Source organism: Xenorhabdus bovienii SS-2004, from assembly GCF_000027225.1.
GTDB classification, from domain to species: Bacteria; Pseudomonadota; Gammaproteobacteria; order Enterobacterales; family Enterobacteriaceae; genus Xenorhabdus; species Xenorhabdus bovienii_C.
This window is the reverse complement of the sequence record NC_013892.1, coordinates 1618842-1634872: the sequence shown is the minus strand read 5'-3', so window position 1 is coordinate 1634872 and position 16031 is coordinate 1618842. Positions and strand designations below refer to the sequence as shown.

Below are 16031 nucleotides of genomic sequence, written 5' to 3'. Positions count from 1 at the left end.
TATGACTCTCGATGAAAAATATATGTCCCGTGCGCTGGAACTGGCGAATCAGGGACGTTTTACGACATCTCCAAACCCGAATGTTGGATGTGTCATCGTTCAGGGCGATCACATTGTCGGTGAAGGTTTCCATGTATGTGCCGGTGAACCTCATGCAGAGGTACATGCTCTCCGCATGGCCGGAGGCAAGGCAAAAGGGGCAACGGCTTATGTCACCCTTGAGCCGTGTAGTCACCACGGCAAGACGCCTCCCTGTGCCGATGCGTTGATTGCAGCCGGTATCAGTCGTGTTGTGGCCGCTATGCAAGATCCTAATCCGCAGGTTGCAGGGCGTGGTTTGTATAAATTGCAGCAGGCGGGGATTGCCGTTGAGCATGGCGTGTTGATGGCGGAGGCAGAAGCGCTGAATAAGGGATTTCTCAAGCGTATGCGCACGGGATTCCCTTATTTGCAACTGAAAATGGGCGCGTCACTGGACGGACGTACTGCGCTGGCATCGGGTGAAAGCAAGTGGATTACGTCGCCAGAAGCCCGTCAGGATGTGCAGCAGTTCCGGGCGCAATGCAGTGCTATTCTCAGTTCCAGTGCCACGGTACTGGCAGATGATCCTTCATTAACTGTCCGCTGGCATGAATTGGATGCCGAAATACAGGCGATTTATCCTCAAGAGCAAGTACGTCAGCCAATCCGGATCATTGTTGATAGCCAGAATCGCGTAACACCACAGCATCAAGTTGTACAGCAGGTGGGGCAATGTTGGTTAGCACGTACTCACACCGATCAGCAGCAGTGGCCTGACAATGTCGATCATATTGTATTGCCTGCCCACGGAGGAGGTGTTGATCTGGTTTTGCTGATGATGCAGCTTGGTAAACGTCAGATAAATTCGGTTTGGGCTGAATGTGGGCCTGTTTTGGCGGGAGCATTGTTATCACTGGGGCTAGTCGATGAATTAATCCTTTATATAGCACCAAAAGTGCTGGGAAATACTGCCCGTGGGCTGTTTGCTATCCCTGAGTTACAAAAATTATCGGATGCGCCTGAATTCACGCTGTTTGATGTCCGGCAGATTGGGTCTGATGTGCGTCTTCGCTTGCGGCCAGCGTCTTGATTCAAGTTTGGACATAAATCAAGACGTAGAGAAAAAGAATGTGATAAGATCCGCGCCCCTGCGGATATGAATAAGGTATAAGGAAGGCTATGAACGTAATCAAAGGTGTTGTTGCAGCTCCTAAAGCCCGCATCGCCATTGCGATCGCCCGCTTTAACAACTTCATTAATGACAGCCTGCTGGAAGGGGCCTTGGATGCGTTGGAACGCATCGGTCAGGTTTCTTCAGACAATATCACTGTAGTCTGGGTTCCAGGTGCTTATGAATTACCGTTAACGGTTAAGGCTCTGACTGAGACTCAAAAATATGATGCGGTTATCGCTTTGGGAACCGTTATCCGTGGCGGTACAGCCCATTTTGAATATGTTGCGGGTGAATGCAGCTCTGGACTGTCCAGCGTAGCGATGTCCAGTGACATTCCTGTGGCATTTGGTGTTTTGACAACCGAAAGTATTGAACAAGCGATTGAACGCGCTGGCACTAAAGCGGGCAATAAAGGCGCGGAAGCTGCCTTGACCGCATTAGAAATGATCAATGTAATCAAAGCCATTAAAGGCTGAATTTTTTAGTTTTAATTAAGGGGAATTTTGTGAAACCTGCTGCTCGTCGTCGTGCTCGTGAGTGTGCTGTTCAGGCAATTTATTCATGGCAATTATCCAAAAATGACATTGCTGATGTTGAATTTCAGTTTTTGTCAGAGCAGGACGTAACCGGTGTTGATATCACCTATTTCCGTGAATTGCTGACTGGGGTAGCGGTCAATGCTGCAAAATTGGATGCTTTGATGGCTCCTTACCTTTCCCGTCAGCTTGAAGAGTTAGGTCAGGTGGAAAAAGCCATCTTGCGCGTTGCGATGTTTGAACTAAGCTTTCGTGATGATGTCCCCTATAAAGTGGCTATTAATGAAGGTATCGAGCTGGCAAAAACGTTTGGTGCTGAAGATAGCCATAAATTCGTGAATGGGGTGTTGGATAAAGCTGGCCCGGCAGCACGCAAGAAAAAGTGATTGCTTGCCAGGAGTTCCCCATTATAACTCGATGATTTTACACATGAGGCCGGTTTTCCGGCCTCATGTGCTCATCGTTAGTCACTTTTTGGAATTCTATTATGGCATGTGGTGAATTTGAGCTCATTGCACGTTATTTCAATCGCCATGTCATCCGCCGACGTGATGTGAATCTAGGAATTGGTGATGACTGCGCGTTGATGACCGTTGCAGAGAAACAAGAATTAGCGGTAACAACCGATACGCTGGTTGCCGGTGTTCATTTCCTCCCTGACATTTCCCCGGAAGATTTGGCTTATAAGGCGCTGGCTGTCAACATCAGTGATCTGGCCGCAGTTGGGGCAGATCCGGCTTGGGCATCACTGGCGTTAACGTTGCCTGATGTCAATGAGGATTGGTTGAAGCGGTTCAGTGATAGTCTGTTTGAACAACTGAACTATTATGGCATGCAGTTGATTGGTGGGGATACGACAAAAGGCCCCATGAGCCTGACGCTGACGGTACATGGCCTGGTGCCTGCTGGCAGGGCGTTACGCCGTGCTGGTGCGAAAAACGGTGACTGGATTTATGTGACAGGAACGTTGGGTGACAGTGCTGCTGGGCTTGCACTGTTGCAAGATCGTTTTACGGTGGAAGATACCGCTATCCACAACTGGCTGGTTAAACGTCATCTCCGTCCACAGCCTCGGATTTTACAGGGGCAGGCACTGCGTGATCTGGCCACTTCCGCGATTGATTTGTCCGATGGTTTGATTTCTGATCTCAACCATATTTTGACCACCAGCCAATGTGGTGCGCGTATTAATCTGGATGCGCTGCCTTATTCGGAGGCTGTCCAGAAATATGCCACACCAGAGCAGGCATTAACATGGGCGCTGGGAGGGGGAGAAGATTATGAATTGTGCTTCACTGTACCTGAACTTAACCGTGGTGCATTAAATATGGCATTGGCACATACCGGCGCCAGTTTCTGCTGTATTGGACAAATCAGGCCAGAATCAGAAGGCATCCGCTTTTTTAACAAAAATAAAGAAATTGAGCTGGATCTGAAAGGCTTCGACCATTTTAAGCCTGAAAAAAAACCGTTAGCAGTCTGTCAGGTATCACAACAGACACAGAATGATCAGACGGAGGGAACTCATGGATGATGCAAAACGCCGCTTAAGGATGCGGAATCCGTGGCATTTGTTGGCTACGGGTTTCGGTAGCGGTTTATCGCCGATTATGCCGGGTACGATGGGCTCACTGGCGGCAATTCCGTTCTGGTTGTTGTTGGTGCAGTTGCCTGAATGGGGCATTTGGTTGGTTATTCTGCTGGGAACGGTGATTGGCTGCGTGATTTGTCAGAAAGCAGCCGATGCTATGCAGGTGGAAGATCCGGGTTGTGTGGTCTGGGATGAATTTATCGGCATATGGATCACATTGATGGCGATTCCCGTCCTCAACTGGCAGTGGGTTTTGGTGGCTTTTGTGGTATTCCGTATCTTCGATATGTGGAAACCATGGCCGATTCGCTGGTTCGATCGCTATGTCAAAGGTGGAATCGGCATCATGCTGGATGACATTATTGCGGCAATTTTCGCAGTTATTGTTATTTGGTTGCTGAATTTCTACCCATTATTACCTTTCTGAATTCTCACTTTTATTGTTGTTTAATAATTGATTAGCCATTGTACTCAGTGGCTAATTTATTTTTATCGCCTCGAGTCTACCTCTTTTTTTAGTGAGTAGCTCCACCTGTAACAGCAATATCTGATGTATTTTTCCAGGCTGTTTCAATGGCTATTTTCAACGCCAACGTCATCAACATCAGCGTCATACTTGATTGATTACCATCTTTTACCGCCTGTTCTGGCAAATAAGGAACGTGAATAAACCCCCCGCGTACAGAGGGAGTATTCTGAGCCAGATAATGTAATAAGCCATACATAACATGATTACACACAAAGGTTCCGGCAGTTTGGGAAACTGACGCCGGAATACCTGCTGTATTTAATGCATTGACCATTGTCTTAATAGGCAGACGAGAAAAATAGGCGGCAGGGCCATCAACAATAACGGGGGTATCAATCGGCTGATTGCCGGCATTATCAGGAATTCTGGCATCGTTGATATTAATAGCGACACGCTCTACGGTGATATTCGTCCTACCGCCCGCTTGACCGACAGAAATCACCAGTTCAGGCTGATACTTATCAACGGCTGCATAAAGGTGTTCTAAAGAAGTATCAAAAATGCAGGGAATCTGGCAAATCTCAATATTTGCACCAAAAACTTGGCTGCCTTGTAATGGTTTGATTGCTTCCCACGATGGGTTGATAGCTTCACCACCGAAAGGATCAAAAGCAGTGACTAAAATAGTTTTCATAATCGTTTCGTATTGTTGTTTTACAAGAACATCAGAAAGTAGAGTAAAAACACATTAGTAAGCACTAAGGTGCATCCGGTGGGGATCTGAGCCTTGATTACGGCGTTGCGATCAGGTAATTCCAGCAGGGCGGCGGGAACGAGATTGAAATTTGCCGCCATGGGTGTCATCAGTGTACCGCAATAACCGGAAAACATACCGATGGCTGCCATTACGGCTGGATTACCGCCATGTTGCAAGATCAAAATAGGAATACCAATACCGGCTGTCACAATAGGAAAGGCAGCGAAAGCATTTCCCATGATCATAGTCAGTACAGCCATGCCGAGAACATAGGCTATCACCGCTATAAATCGATTATCGACAGCCAGATAATTTTCAGTCAGATAAGAAATAACGGTGCCTACGCCTGCTGCCGTAAACAGTAATCCGAGGGTTGCCAGAATTTGCGGTAGAATAAACACGGAGCCGATAGAATCCAATAGACGGCGTGTTTCCTGTATCGGTTGCATGATGTTTTCTCTGGTCATGCGCAATGCGATGATTAACCCAGCCAGACAACCGAGGGCAATGGAAAATAACGTCACCAACGTTGAATGATTGTCTGCACCGAAAACGGTTTGCTGTAGTCCCGGAATATGGTTAAACAGCAGGACACCCACTATCGTGACAACGGGAATGAGCAGGGCAGGCAAAAATAACCGATTGCCGAGGCGTTCTGCACTTTTCTGTTTTTGTTCCGTTGTAGGCTGATGGTAGTTTCCCAAACGTACTCCACCAAATCCTGCCAATAACGCTATGATAATCACTAGCGTACCAACACTGATATGGACGATTTTCTGGGCTTGATCTTCGTCGCTTATCCAGATAGCCATCAATTGATAACTCCAGTTTCCTATCAGGAAGATGAGGCCATATAGCCCCCAGAACAGGCCTGTGGTCAAACGTCGAGGATTGGCTCGATCGCGCCACGACATCACGGCGACAACGAGCAAAATGAATCCCGCCAGATAGTAGAGATACTGTAACTGAAACATTATTTTGCCTCCTTGCTAGTCAATTCCATATGATTCAGGGAAGTAATTTCGCGGGCAAGATAGTAATCAAGGCGATATAACCGAACCGAGTGGATCAGGAAAGCACAAATGGCGGTAGGAATACCCCACAAGGCAATATGCAGAGGTTCAGTCTGGATACCACCAGATTCCAGCATGAAATTGTGCATAAAAATAATGGCACCGAAGGCGACAAAAATATCTTCCCCGAAGAACAGCCCAGTATTATCAGTTGCGGCGGACATGGCGCGAATACGGTGGCGAATATGATCGGGCAAATGACCATATTGGTTCTCTGCCGCCCCTTCAGCCATTGGTGCCAGTAGTGGACGTACCATTTGCGGATGGCCGCCTAAACTGGTCAGCCCTAGCGCGGCAGAAGTTTCTCGTATAAACAGATAAACAATCAGTAAACGTCCAGTTGTGGCAGTTTTGATATGGGCAATCGAGCGTTGGGCGCGTTCTTTTAAGCCATGCCTTTCTAGAAGGCCAATGATGACTAAAGGGAGCAAAATAGTCAGTGGTAGATTCAAGGTATTAAGAAATCCGGAGCCAAGTTTTTCCAGAATTTTGGTGATTGGCATATGGGCGGCTAACCCTGTGACTAGCCCTGCAACCGTTACGACCAAAACAGGATTAAAACGAAGGATAAACCCGATCATAATGACGGCAATCCCGATCAGTGGCCAGAAATTGATGGCTTGCTGCATACTTTATTTCCCCATTGAATAAATGAAATACGTTGTCATATTGTTGGTTTAAATTACCATTATTGTTAATTAATTATTTTGTATTGTTGAACAATAAATAGATTGTGATTAAGGATTAAGCAAAGAAAATTCGAATTGGATTGTAAAAATGGAATGCAGATCACTTCTTGAATGAAAAATAGTTTATTTCCCAAAAATATTTTGTTAACTGTAACTCGAAATTTATAGAGTATCGATGCTTAAGAATGAAAAATTCATATTAATGATATGTAGATTATATTTTTGGTAAATGATTATGTGGTATCGTGAATTTTGTTTTTAGCATTATTGGGATGTAATTTTTAACAATATCTATTTATGTTATAATTGTGTTTTGGTGGATGTAATTATCTTCAACTTATAAAGGTAATTTTCTTTATTATAAACTTAGGTGAGTTTACATAATAAGCTGATCACCATAATTATTATGATACAAGTGCAACATCGTTATACGAAATTGGAGATTCTACACGTATTTAATAACCTATATATTAGGCTGGGGTGGCCAGATATGCTTTCCCCCTTAAATCAGTTGGTGATGGCAAGCTGGCGGGGTTGTCTATCCTCATTGAGGAAAACCAGCAGCGAAAAGCAATATAGAATACTTCGGTGCTGGTTTTTAAATTGATAACTACAATGAGGCTTACACTTTATTTGTAGTAAAACGCCGGATCCAGATTAGGATGATAACTAGCACAGTAAGCGGCAAACCGTGAAATATCAGGATCACGATGGAAGGGGGATACCAGACGTAAAACGGTGCCACCACCAACATACCTATCCCAAAGCCCGTCATCTGTAATAGTGTCAGCAAACTGAAAATCGGCAAGCGTAAACTTTCCGGTTCACTTTGCGCCCGTGAAATCAGGCTGACTTCAGCTATTCCGTCTCCGATACCTGCCCAGACCGCAAACACGAGCAGCCAAAGCTGGCTGGTTTGTTGGAAAGTAAGGATAAATCCGGTCGACATCAACGCAACGCCCAGAAAAAAGAGTTTCTCCATCTTCAATAAATTGCGGTTGCGTAGCAGGTAGCTGGTCAGACGCGCTCCACTGAATTTTCCCACCGCCCATGTCGCCAGCAGTAAGCCCATTGTGGTACTGGCGTTATCTGGCGTAAGTAACTTAGAAATGACAGGAAATCCCACGTTATGGGCGGCGCTGCCGAGGGTGTCGGCCAAACTGAGGAACAGCATTCCTGCCAGCATCGGAGCACAACGTAAGCCGCGGATTAACTCACGCCATTCGTTACCCCGTTCCCGCGATGTTTTCTGTTCAGGATGGGTGAGGAAACGCAAAGGCATAATCAAGAATGCGGCCAGCAGGTAGGTAATGATATTGACGATAAAGACTATTTCATAACCACTGCTGGCGACCAACAAACCGGATACCAAACTGCCAAGTACTGCGCCCGTGGCGGCGACGGATGTTAGCCAGGAGTTGGTTGATATGCGTTGGGAAGCGTGTACCCAGTAAGGGAGTTGGCTGTTCAGTCCGATGGCAAACGTCGAGTTGCCTAAGCCAATGCCGAAAGCGATCATCGGTAAGATCAGTAACTGCTGTGAAGCTGGTATCACCAATAACAGGGATAGTAGAATGACCCGCAATAAATCGAAACAGACCAGTGGCCAGCGTCCGGCAAATCGCCTGAAGAATGGAGTACCTATCAGGCTGGCAATGATCCCGCCGGCAACACGGCAGGCCAGAAAAATACTGACGTGCATGACGCTATCACTAAGCAGGTAAACATAGGTGGATAGCGCAACCATATTCAGGAATGCGCCAAAATCAGATACGAATCGTGCACTGACGATCAGCAAGGCATTTAGGCCAGACCAACGCAAATTCAAACTATTTTCCTGGCTTGACATTATTAGCTCTCTTGTTGTTCAGGGCATTGCCGGAAAGTCACCAGCAACAGATCCCGAAATGCCGTGATTGTAGGAGATATTTGTCGAATATTGCTTGCTCGATGATAAGGTTGTCTGTCATTTATTGCGAGTGTTTCTAGAAATTGTTCCATCACGGTATGCAGCAAGGGAGGCGTTTCATCTGTGGTTGCATGAACCTCGGAAATAACAGGTGCAATATTATGGCCTTGAATAAAATGCATAAAGATCCAATCCTGTCCGTCCTGATGAATACCTGAAGTCGTTGGGCTTTCTTTCCCAGCAAACGCTTTAACACGAAATTGATGAATATCAATCGAATAGTGGCAACCTTTTATTAATCGATCACCTAAAATAGCAATATCCATTGAAAGAATATGCTGCATGATCGGATCGTTAATAAATGTATCTTCAGCATAACTGAGTTGATTAGCACCTTTTTTGTATTCAATGTCATAGGTTACTGATGATCGATATTCAGTATCTTGATTGAGCTGAAAGGGGATTTCTATGCCGGGGCGATAGTGGTAACGCAGAATACGCCTCTCCCTGTGGGTATAGTCTTTGAAATTCTGATCCAGAACCAGATTATCCCAATGGTTTTTAAACGTTTTAGTTGCTTTTGAATCACAGGAAATTAATTTACTGAAATGTGGAATATGGCAATAATGTTCGTTTATTAAATTTGCTGAGATATTCGTAATGTTCATCGTGTAGCAGCCTCATGAAATCAAATCAGATTCTGGAATAATGATGGGTTTGACGTTTTCTAGCATATTGCTGTGCAACGTATGGGCATGGGATGCTCCTTCGACTTTTGCCCAGCACTTAATCAGATAATGTTCTTCAATTTCCGCGTTGATATAGCAGTCATTGGCATAAGATACACATTCGAGTATGCATGGCTGATTTTTGAGATAGTGAAGGTTTTCGATGCCTTTAAAATGACCGTTTGTATCTGGATACATAACAATCATTGAGTAATGTTGTGTGGCTTGTTCTACTTGTTTGCAAGCTTGGGTAAGTTGAAAATCAACTTCTTGATCTTGTATGAGGATAGAAAGATAAAGCTGATAAGGGTTCAGGCCTGCAAGATCACGGAAAGCCGAGTTGACAAACAGCCCTCCGAGCCGTGGGTTTATTTCAATAATGACAGGGCCTTCGGAAGTCATACGAAATTCAAGGTGAGCAATTGCATTGTTTAAACCAACGGCATTAAGGCAAGCTATAGCGTAGTTTTTGATTTGTTCCTGTTCTGATGGTGAAAATGATACAGGTGGAGTAATGAGTAGGTTTTCCAGCACGGTGTTGCTTTTCTCTGTCAGAATCAATTTTTCATTGATCAAGACTGGATATATAGTGTGTTGGTTAATGACACACTCAATCGTGCCTTCTATACCATCAATATATTCTTCCAACAGCAGGCTTTTTCCTGGAATGCTAATGTATTTTTCACCTTTAGGCGTCACGTATTCTTGTTGGTTACCCATAAAATCAGTGTAGTTAGAATGTTCGTAGTGGGCTGTAAATGTTTGGTAATGAACCTGTAATTCAGCCCAGTTGTTACATTTTTTGATAAAGACTGAGCACGCCCCAAAGGGAGGTTTTGCTATTAAAGGGTAGCCAATCATATTGGCTTGATAAGATAGTTCCTCTTCGTTATTGCACAATGCATAGCGTACTGAACGGATATCATGTTTTTTCAGTATCTGACGCATAAGGTATTTATTGTTACAGACGGCAATGGCATTGGAAGAAGAGTGCGATAACTCCATTTCCTGACATATTTCGGCAACAATACAGCCGACTTGCCCACTGGCAGAGGCATGGCCTGCATGGCATAAAATAGCGCGCAGGTTGTAGGTATCCAGTAAATCGTGGACTAGATCCCGCAAGGCATTCAATGTCATTGATTCTACATAAAAAACTTCGTCACTATCAGCGGAAAGACGTTCTGCATACTGGCGTCCTTGTAGTGCTGCGGTCAGGCAAAGCAGCCCCATTTCTTTTGCTGCGGTAAAGTGCGGTTCCCGATAGGTATATCGCGTGATTTCGGCATCATCAATATCAACAAACAAAATTGCGTTTGGTTTCATTTGGCATCCTTAAAATAAATAAGCTTTATTCGTTTTTATAGGACAGTGAGAAAAGTAGCTAACGCTTAGTTATCCAGCCATTCACATTGTTCGTTTTGCCAGTTGATAAAGCGGTAATAACGTTTGCCATTGAGGGTTTCAAAATAGGGCATCTCTTGTGGATGAGTAAACAGAGGAACAGTAAATTTACCTTTCATATGCGGCAGAACGTATTCCGGTAAGGCGATATTTGAAATGCGACGTTTGAGTTTACTCATGATAGAGATGGCATCGTTGATCGAGGCTTTATATTCAGAAGAACCTGGTGAGAAAGGCATAAAGTGATATAGATAGTAGGGTTTTACGCCCATGCGATACAGATCGATAAACAGCTTGTGGAGTGTTTTTTCGTTATCATTGATACCACGTAGGAAAGGCATATTGGAAAAAACAATCGGTACGGCACTTTGGATGCGACGAACGGCAGTTTGAAATTCTTCGCTGAGTTCAAATGGATGACAGACATGAACACCGAAGGCATTGATGCGGTATTTTTTCAATGTTTCTATCAGAGCATCTGTAATGCGGTAAGGGTTGAAGGTCAAAGCGCGGGAATGAATGCGGATTAGCAGGTCATCGCGGATTTCCCGGATGGAGGCCAATGATTCATTCAGCTTGTTATCTGTCAGCATTAAGGGATCGCCACCGCTCAGGATCACTTCTTCCACTGAAGATTGATATAACTGATTAGTTTTTTGAAAAATTTTGAATTGGGAAAGGAAAGAGCAGAAGAAAAAAGGATGCGTTGCTGCAAAGAGCATACATCCTTTTTTGAAGATTATTTAGCCAGATATTTTTCGATAGCGTGTTGAATTCCTCTGGCATCTAACCCTAAATCAGCTCGGATCTCTTCTTGTGTTCCCTGAGGGATAAAGTGATCAGGTAAACCGAGGTTTAATACAGGAACAGGCTGACTTGTTTGCATCAGCAGTTCATTGACACCGCTGCCTGCTCCACCCATGATGGCGTTTTCTTCCAGAGTGACCAACATATCATGGCTGGCGGCTATTTCTAGCACTAGTTGGTTATCCAGTGGTTTAATAAAGCGCATATCAACAACGGTTGCGTTCAAGGCTTCGGCGGATTGCAATGCGTCTGGTAGCAGTGTTCCGAAGTTCAGGATGGCAATGCGTTCTCCCTGACGGCGAACGATACCTTTGCCGATTGGCAATGCTTCCAGTGGCTGGAGTTCAGCACCTGTTCCGGTTCCTCGGGGATAACGAACAACCACCGGGCCGCCCTGATAGTGATGGCCAGTATGCAGCATCTGACGGCACTCATTTTCATCACTGGGTGCCATGATCACCATATTTGGGATACAACGCAGGAATGAGAGGTCGAATGCACCTTGATGGGTCTGTCCGTCCGCGCCGACAATGCCGCCACGATCGATGGCAAACAGCACGGGCAGATTCTGGATGGCGACGTCATGGATCACCTGATCATAAGCACGTTGCAGGAAGGTGGAGTAAATTGCCACAATCGGTTTGTAACCACCAATAGCCAGCCCTGCCGCAAAAGTGACCGAGTGTTGTTCGGCAATAGCCACGTCAAAGTATTGTTCAGGGTATTCGCGGGAGAAACGAACCATACCTGAGCCTTCCCGCATGGCAGGGGTGATCGCCATCAGTTTTTTATCATGGGCAGCTTCTTCACATAGCCAATCACCGAAGATCTTGGAAAATGTCGGGCGGGTATCTGAACTTTTCGGCAAGGAACCTGTAGCCGGATCGAATTTGGGGACAGCATGCCAACCGATGGGATCTTTTTCCGCAGGTGCATAACCACGGCCTTTTTTGGTCATGATATGCAGGAATTGCGGCCCTTTCAGCTCACGCATATTTTTCAGGGTCTGGGTCAGTGCCAATACGTCATGGCCATCGACAGGGCCGATGTAGTTAAACCCTAGCTCTTCGAACAGAGTTCCGGGAACGACCATGCCTTTGAGGTGTTCTTCGGTTTTCTTCAGTAACTCTTTGATGGGAGGCAAGTTGGAAAAGACTTTTTTGCCCCCTTCACGCAGGGTTGTATACAATTTGCCTGAAAGAAGATGCGCCAGATGGTTATTCAAAGCGCCAACGTTTTCAGAAATGGACATTTCATTGTCATTGAGGATAACCAGCATATCGGGATCGATATCCCCTGCATGGTTCATAGCTTCGAAAGCCATGCCAGCAGTGATAGCTCCATCACCAATGACGCAGACAGTCTTGCGGCCTTTGTCTTCATGTTTTGCCGCAATGGCCATGCCCAATCCAGCACTAATTGAAGTGGATGAATGGCCGACACACAGGGTGTCATATTCACTTTCATCTCGCCAAGGGAAGGGGTGGAGCCCATTTTTCTGACGAATAGTGTTAATGTGATCACGGCGTCCGGTCAATATTTTGTGCGGATAGGCCTGATGACCGACATCCCAAACTAAATTGTCAAACGGTGTTTTATAAACATAATGAAGTGCGACTGTTAATTCGACAGTGCCGAGGCCGGAAGCAAAGTGACCGCTGGAGCGACTGACACTATTGAGCAAAAATTGACGCAGTTCGTCGCATAACTTTGGCAAAGTGTCTTTGGGTAGCAGGCGAAGTTCTTCGGGAGTTTCCGCCAATGCCAATGTTGGATATTTCGCTATATCAATGCTCATGCTATGCCCGTTAAAATGCTATCCCGTTAGAAGTTGAATATTAAGAACCCTGTTGTTATCAGTGTGTAATTTCTGGGTTCGCCTCATGAGGCCATTTTATTGATTATTGGATTGCTGTTATAATCGACGAATAATATAACCAGTGATTAATGTAACTAGTAACTAATATGATTGCTGATTGTTATGGCTCACTTTTTTAACTGTTTCTTTCGATGATAAAACCAGCCAGTTTTTTTAAGATCACGGTGTTATAGGATTGTTTTTCCAGTTCAGTGAGTGCGGCGAGCGCTTCTTCATAGAGATCCCTCGCTTTTTTCTTGGCTTGTTCCAAACCCAATAGCGCAGGATAAGTGCTTTTACCAAGTTGCTGATCGTTCCCCTGCCGTTTGCCGATAACGTCTGTATTGCCAATGACATCCAGAATATCATCATGTACCTGAAATGCGAGGCCAATGGCTTGAGAATATTGATCCAGCAAAGGGAGTACTTCACGGCCACGTTGCCCAGCACTGTAAGCCCCAAGCCTGACGGCTGTACATATTAATGCGCCTGTTTTATGCCGATGGATTTGTTCCAGAGTAGCAAGGTCGATCTGTTTTCCCTCAGCTTCCAAATCCAGTGACTGCCCTCCGCACATGCCAGCAAGACCACTCGCTGTTGCCAGTTCAGCAACCATTGCAAGGCGATCGGATAAGGCAATATTTGGCATATCTTGCTTTGCCAGTATCTCAAATGCCAATGACTGTAATGCATCTCCAGCCAGAATTGCCAGACTCTCACCAAATTTGATATGGCAGGTAGGTTGACCACGGCGTAAATCGTCGTTGTCCATTGCCGGCAAATCATCATGGATCAGTGAATAGGCATGAATGCATTCTAAGGCGAGAGCAGGAGCATCAAGACTCTCTCTGGAAAGGCCAAACATTTCGCCTACGCTGTAAACCAAAAATGGGCGCAACCGCTTGCCACCTAGTACCGCGCCATGCAGCATAGCTGTCGCTAATGGGCTGTCCAAAAAAGGTAATGAAGAAAATGTTGCCATCAGCTTGTCATTGACATGTTGCTGACAAGCGCTTAAATGCTCTTCAAAAGGAGCCTTATATTGTTCAGACATAAATTTACTCAGCGTCAGGCGAAAATTCATCAAGTGGCGATTGTGCATCATGATTCAATAAAATCTGCACTCTTTGCTCCGCCTGTTGGAGGGTTTTTTGTCCCTGCCTTGCAAGTTGAATACCGCGTTCAAACTCATTTAATGCACTTTCTAAGGGGAGTTTCCCTGATTCCAGACGAGTGATAATTTCCTCCAGCTCTTTCAGGGAAGTCTCAAACGCTGGTGTCTGTTCGATTTCTGATGTTTGATTTGCTTTAGGCATAATGATTTAAGGTATGATTATTTAACGAATTACAGTCAAGCAAGTTCGCTACAGAATTGCAGAGTACCCTACTACACTGGAAGAAATAAATCATTCGTTACCGCTGTTTTTTTACAGTCGATATAGTGAGATTGGTGTTATACTCTACGCCCTATCTAACTGAACACTTAAGAACAATCATTGATATTGATTGTGATAGTTCAATACTGAATGACTACTATATCTTACTATGAAGTTTATCATTAAATTATTCCCAGAAATTACGATTAAGAGCCAGACCGTCCGGTTACGTTTTATTAAAATCCTTGCCAGCAATATCCGCAATGTGCTGAAAACATTATCAGAGGAGATTGCTGTTGTCCGCCACTGGGATAATATCGAAGTTCGAGCTAAAAATGATAACCTTGGTGGAGAAATTTGTGATGCACTAACACGTATCCCAGGTATTCATCATATCCTGCAAGTAGAAGAGCGAGATTTTCGTGACTTGCATCATATTTTTGAACAAGCTTACGAAGCCTATGGCCATTTGCTGCATGGAAAAACATTTTGTGTGCGTGTAAAGCGTCGAGGTAAGCATAGCTTCACTTCCAATGAAGTTGAACGATATGTCGGTGGTGGCCTGAATCAGCACATTGAATCCGCCAAAGTGAAATTAACGCATCCGGATGTGACGGTAAATTTAGAGATTGAACAGGATAAACTGATTCTGGTTAAAGCTCGTCATGAAGGGATCGGTGGTTTTCCTATCGGGACACAGGAAGATGTACTGTCGTTGATCTCGGGTGGGTTTGATTCCGGCGTTTCCAGTTACATGCTGATGCGCCGTGGCTGCCGCGTACACTACTGTTTCTTTAATCTTGGCGGTTCAGCTCATGAAATTGGTGTGAAACAGGTTGCCCATTATTTGTGGAATCGATTTGGCAGTTCCCATAAAGTCCGTTTTGTTGCTATTGATTTCGAACCAGTTGTCGCGGAGATCCTCGAAAAAGTGGATGACGGCCAGATGGGAGTTGTACTGAAAAGAATGATGGTCAGGGCATCTTCCAGGATTGCAGAGCGCTACGGTGTACAGGCAATTGTGACCGGAGAGGCTTTGGGGCAGGTATCCAGCCAGACTTTAACTAACTTAAGGCTGATTGACAATGCTTCTGATACGCTGATCCTCCGCCCTCTGATTTCTCATGATAAAGAGCACATCATTAAGTTGGCTCGTGAGATTGGTACGGAAGATTTTGCTCGTACCATGCCTGAATTTTGTGGCGTGATTTCAAAAAGTCCAACTGTGAAAGCGGTGAAAGCTAAAATTGAAGCGGAAGAAGCCAATTTTGATTTTGAGATTCTGGATCGTGTGGTAAGCGAAGCTCAAAATATGGATATCCGTCAGATTGCAATGCAGGCGTGTGAGCAGGTTGTTGAAGTGGAAACAGTCACTGAGTTTTCCACCAGTGATGTGCTACTGGATATTCGTGCGCCAGATGAGCAAGATGATCGCCCATTAAGTATGGATGGAATCGAAATTCAGTCATTGCCTTTCTATAAGTTGGGCACTCAGTTTGGTGATCTGCCAAAAGAGAAAAATTACCTGCTTTACTGTGAAAGAGGCGTTATGAGCCGCTTACAGGCTCTTTATCTACGAGAGCAAGGTTTCGAAAACGTGAAGATTTATCGGCCTTGATCTGGAATCTGGACGCAGAAC

General features: G+C 45.0%; 16 protein-coding genes. 6 read left to right on the top strand and 10 right to left on the bottom strand.

The features are described from left to right. Position 1: 1 nt before the first annotated feature. The 5 genes from ribD (at position 2) to pgpA (ending at position 3749) form a co-directional block, all read left to right on the top strand. Positions 2 to 1111 carry a bifunctional diaminohydroxyphosphoribosylaminopyrimidine deaminase/5-amino-6-(5-phosphoribosylamino)uracil reductase RibD gene (ribD, locus tag XBJ1_RS07190; RefSeq protein WP_012988174.1) on the top strand — a complete coding sequence of 370 codons (1110 nt, stop codon included), beginning with the start codon at positions 2 to 4 and terminating at the stop codon, positions 1109 to 1111. 89 nt (positions 1112 to 1200) lie between these two features. Beyond that, complete coding sequence (gene ribH, locus XBJ1_RS07185) at positions 1201 to 1671, top strand: 6,7-dimethyl-8-ribityllumazine synthase (RefSeq protein ID WP_012988173.1); 471 nt, start codon at positions 1201 to 1203, stop codon at positions 1669 to 1671. Positions 1672 to 1700: 29 nt separating this feature from the next. Continuing rightward, positions 1701 to 2117: a transcription antitermination factor NusB gene (gene nusB / locus XBJ1_RS07180; protein WP_012988172.1), complete on the top strand. Its 417-nt coding sequence runs from the start codon at positions 1701 to 1703 to the stop codon at positions 2115 to 2117. 101 nt (positions 2118 to 2218) lie between these two features. Continuing rightward, positions 2219 to 3265 (top strand): thiamine-phosphate kinase, encoded by a 1047-nt coding sequence (gene thiL / locus XBJ1_RS07175; RefSeq protein ID WP_012988171.1) that lies wholly within the window; start codon positions 2219 to 2221, stop codon positions 3263 to 3265. Further along, positions 3258 to 3749 carry a phosphatidylglycerophosphatase A gene (pgpA, locus tag XBJ1_RS07170; protein ID WP_012988170.1) on the top strand — a complete coding sequence of 164 codons (492 nt, stop codon included), beginning with the start codon at positions 3258 to 3260 and terminating at the stop codon, positions 3747 to 3749. The genes thiL and pgpA overlap by 8 nt, the downstream gene beginning before the upstream one ends. 88 nt (positions 3750 to 3837) lie before the next feature. On the opposite strand, the gene pcp is transcribed toward pgpA, so the two are convergent. The 10 genes from pcp to xseB all read right to left on the bottom strand — a co-directional run bounded on the left by pcp (position 3838) and on the right by xseB (position 14332). Continuing rightward, complete coding sequence (pcp, locus tag XBJ1_RS07165; protein ID WP_012988169.1) at positions 3838 to 4485, bottom strand: pyroglutamyl-peptidase I; 648 nt, start codon at positions 4483 to 4485, stop codon at positions 3838 to 3840. A gap of 20 nt (positions 4486 to 4505) precedes the next feature. Beyond that, positions 4506 to 5525, bottom strand: a complete 1020-nt coding sequence (locus XBJ1_RS07160; protein WP_173346410.1) for a DUF979 domain-containing protein — start codon at positions 5523 to 5525, stop codon at positions 4506 to 4508. Continuing rightward, on the bottom strand, positions 5522 to 6250 hold the full coding sequence (locus tag XBJ1_RS07155; RefSeq protein ID WP_012988167.1) for a DUF969 domain-containing protein: 729 nt from the start codon (positions 6248 to 6250) through the stop codon (positions 5522 to 5524). The genes XBJ1_RS07160 and XBJ1_RS07155 overlap by 4 nt, the downstream gene beginning before the upstream one ends. 682 nt (positions 6251 to 6932) lie before the next feature. Then, positions 6933 to 8159, bottom strand: coding sequence for an MFS transporter (locus XBJ1_RS07150; protein WP_012988165.1), 1227 nt, complete (start codon positions 8157 to 8159; stop codon positions 6933 to 6935). Between the two features lie 2 nt (positions 8160 to 8161). Beyond that, positions 8162 to 8887, bottom strand: a complete 726-nt coding sequence (locus XBJ1_RS07145) for a 2OG-Fe dioxygenase family protein (RefSeq protein ID WP_012988164.1) — start codon at positions 8885 to 8887, stop codon at positions 8162 to 8164. A gap of 12 nt (positions 8888 to 8899) precedes the next feature. Then, positions 8900 to 10273, bottom strand: coding sequence for an ATP-grasp domain-containing protein (locus tag XBJ1_RS07140; RefSeq protein ID WP_012988163.1), 1374 nt, complete (start codon positions 10271 to 10273; stop codon positions 8900 to 8902). 65 nt (positions 10274 to 10338) lie between these two features. Further along, positions 10339 to 11073 carry a radical SAM protein gene (locus XBJ1_RS07135; protein ID WP_012988162.1) on the bottom strand — a complete coding sequence of 245 codons (735 nt, stop codon included), beginning with the start codon at positions 11071 to 11073 and terminating at the stop codon, positions 10339 to 10341. 17 nt (positions 11074 to 11090) lie between these two features. Next, positions 11091 to 12956: a 1-deoxy-D-xylulose-5-phosphate synthase gene (dxs, locus tag XBJ1_RS07130; protein WP_012988161.1), complete on the bottom strand. Its 1866-nt coding sequence runs from the start codon at positions 12954 to 12956 to the stop codon at positions 11091 to 11093. A gap of 196 nt (positions 12957 to 13152) precedes the next feature. After that, positions 13153 to 14070, bottom strand: coding sequence for a (2E,6E)-farnesyl diphosphate synthase (ispA, locus tag XBJ1_RS07125; protein ID WP_012988160.1), 918 nt, complete (start codon positions 14068 to 14070; stop codon positions 13153 to 13155). A 4-nt stretch (positions 14071 to 14074) separates the two neighbouring features. Beyond that, a complete protein-coding gene (gene xseB / locus XBJ1_RS07120; RefSeq protein ID WP_012988159.1) occupies positions 14075 to 14332 on the bottom strand; it encodes an exodeoxyribonuclease VII small subunit in 258 nt (85 codons plus the stop codon). Between the two features lie 229 nt (positions 14333 to 14561). On the opposite strand from xseB, the gene thiI reads away from it, so the two are divergent. After that, a complete protein-coding gene (gene thiI / locus XBJ1_RS07115) occupies positions 14562 to 16010 on the top strand; it encodes a tRNA uracil 4-sulfurtransferase ThiI (RefSeq protein WP_012988158.1) in 1449 nt (482 codons plus the stop codon). The last annotated feature ends 21 nt before the right edge of the window (positions 16011 to 16031 follow it).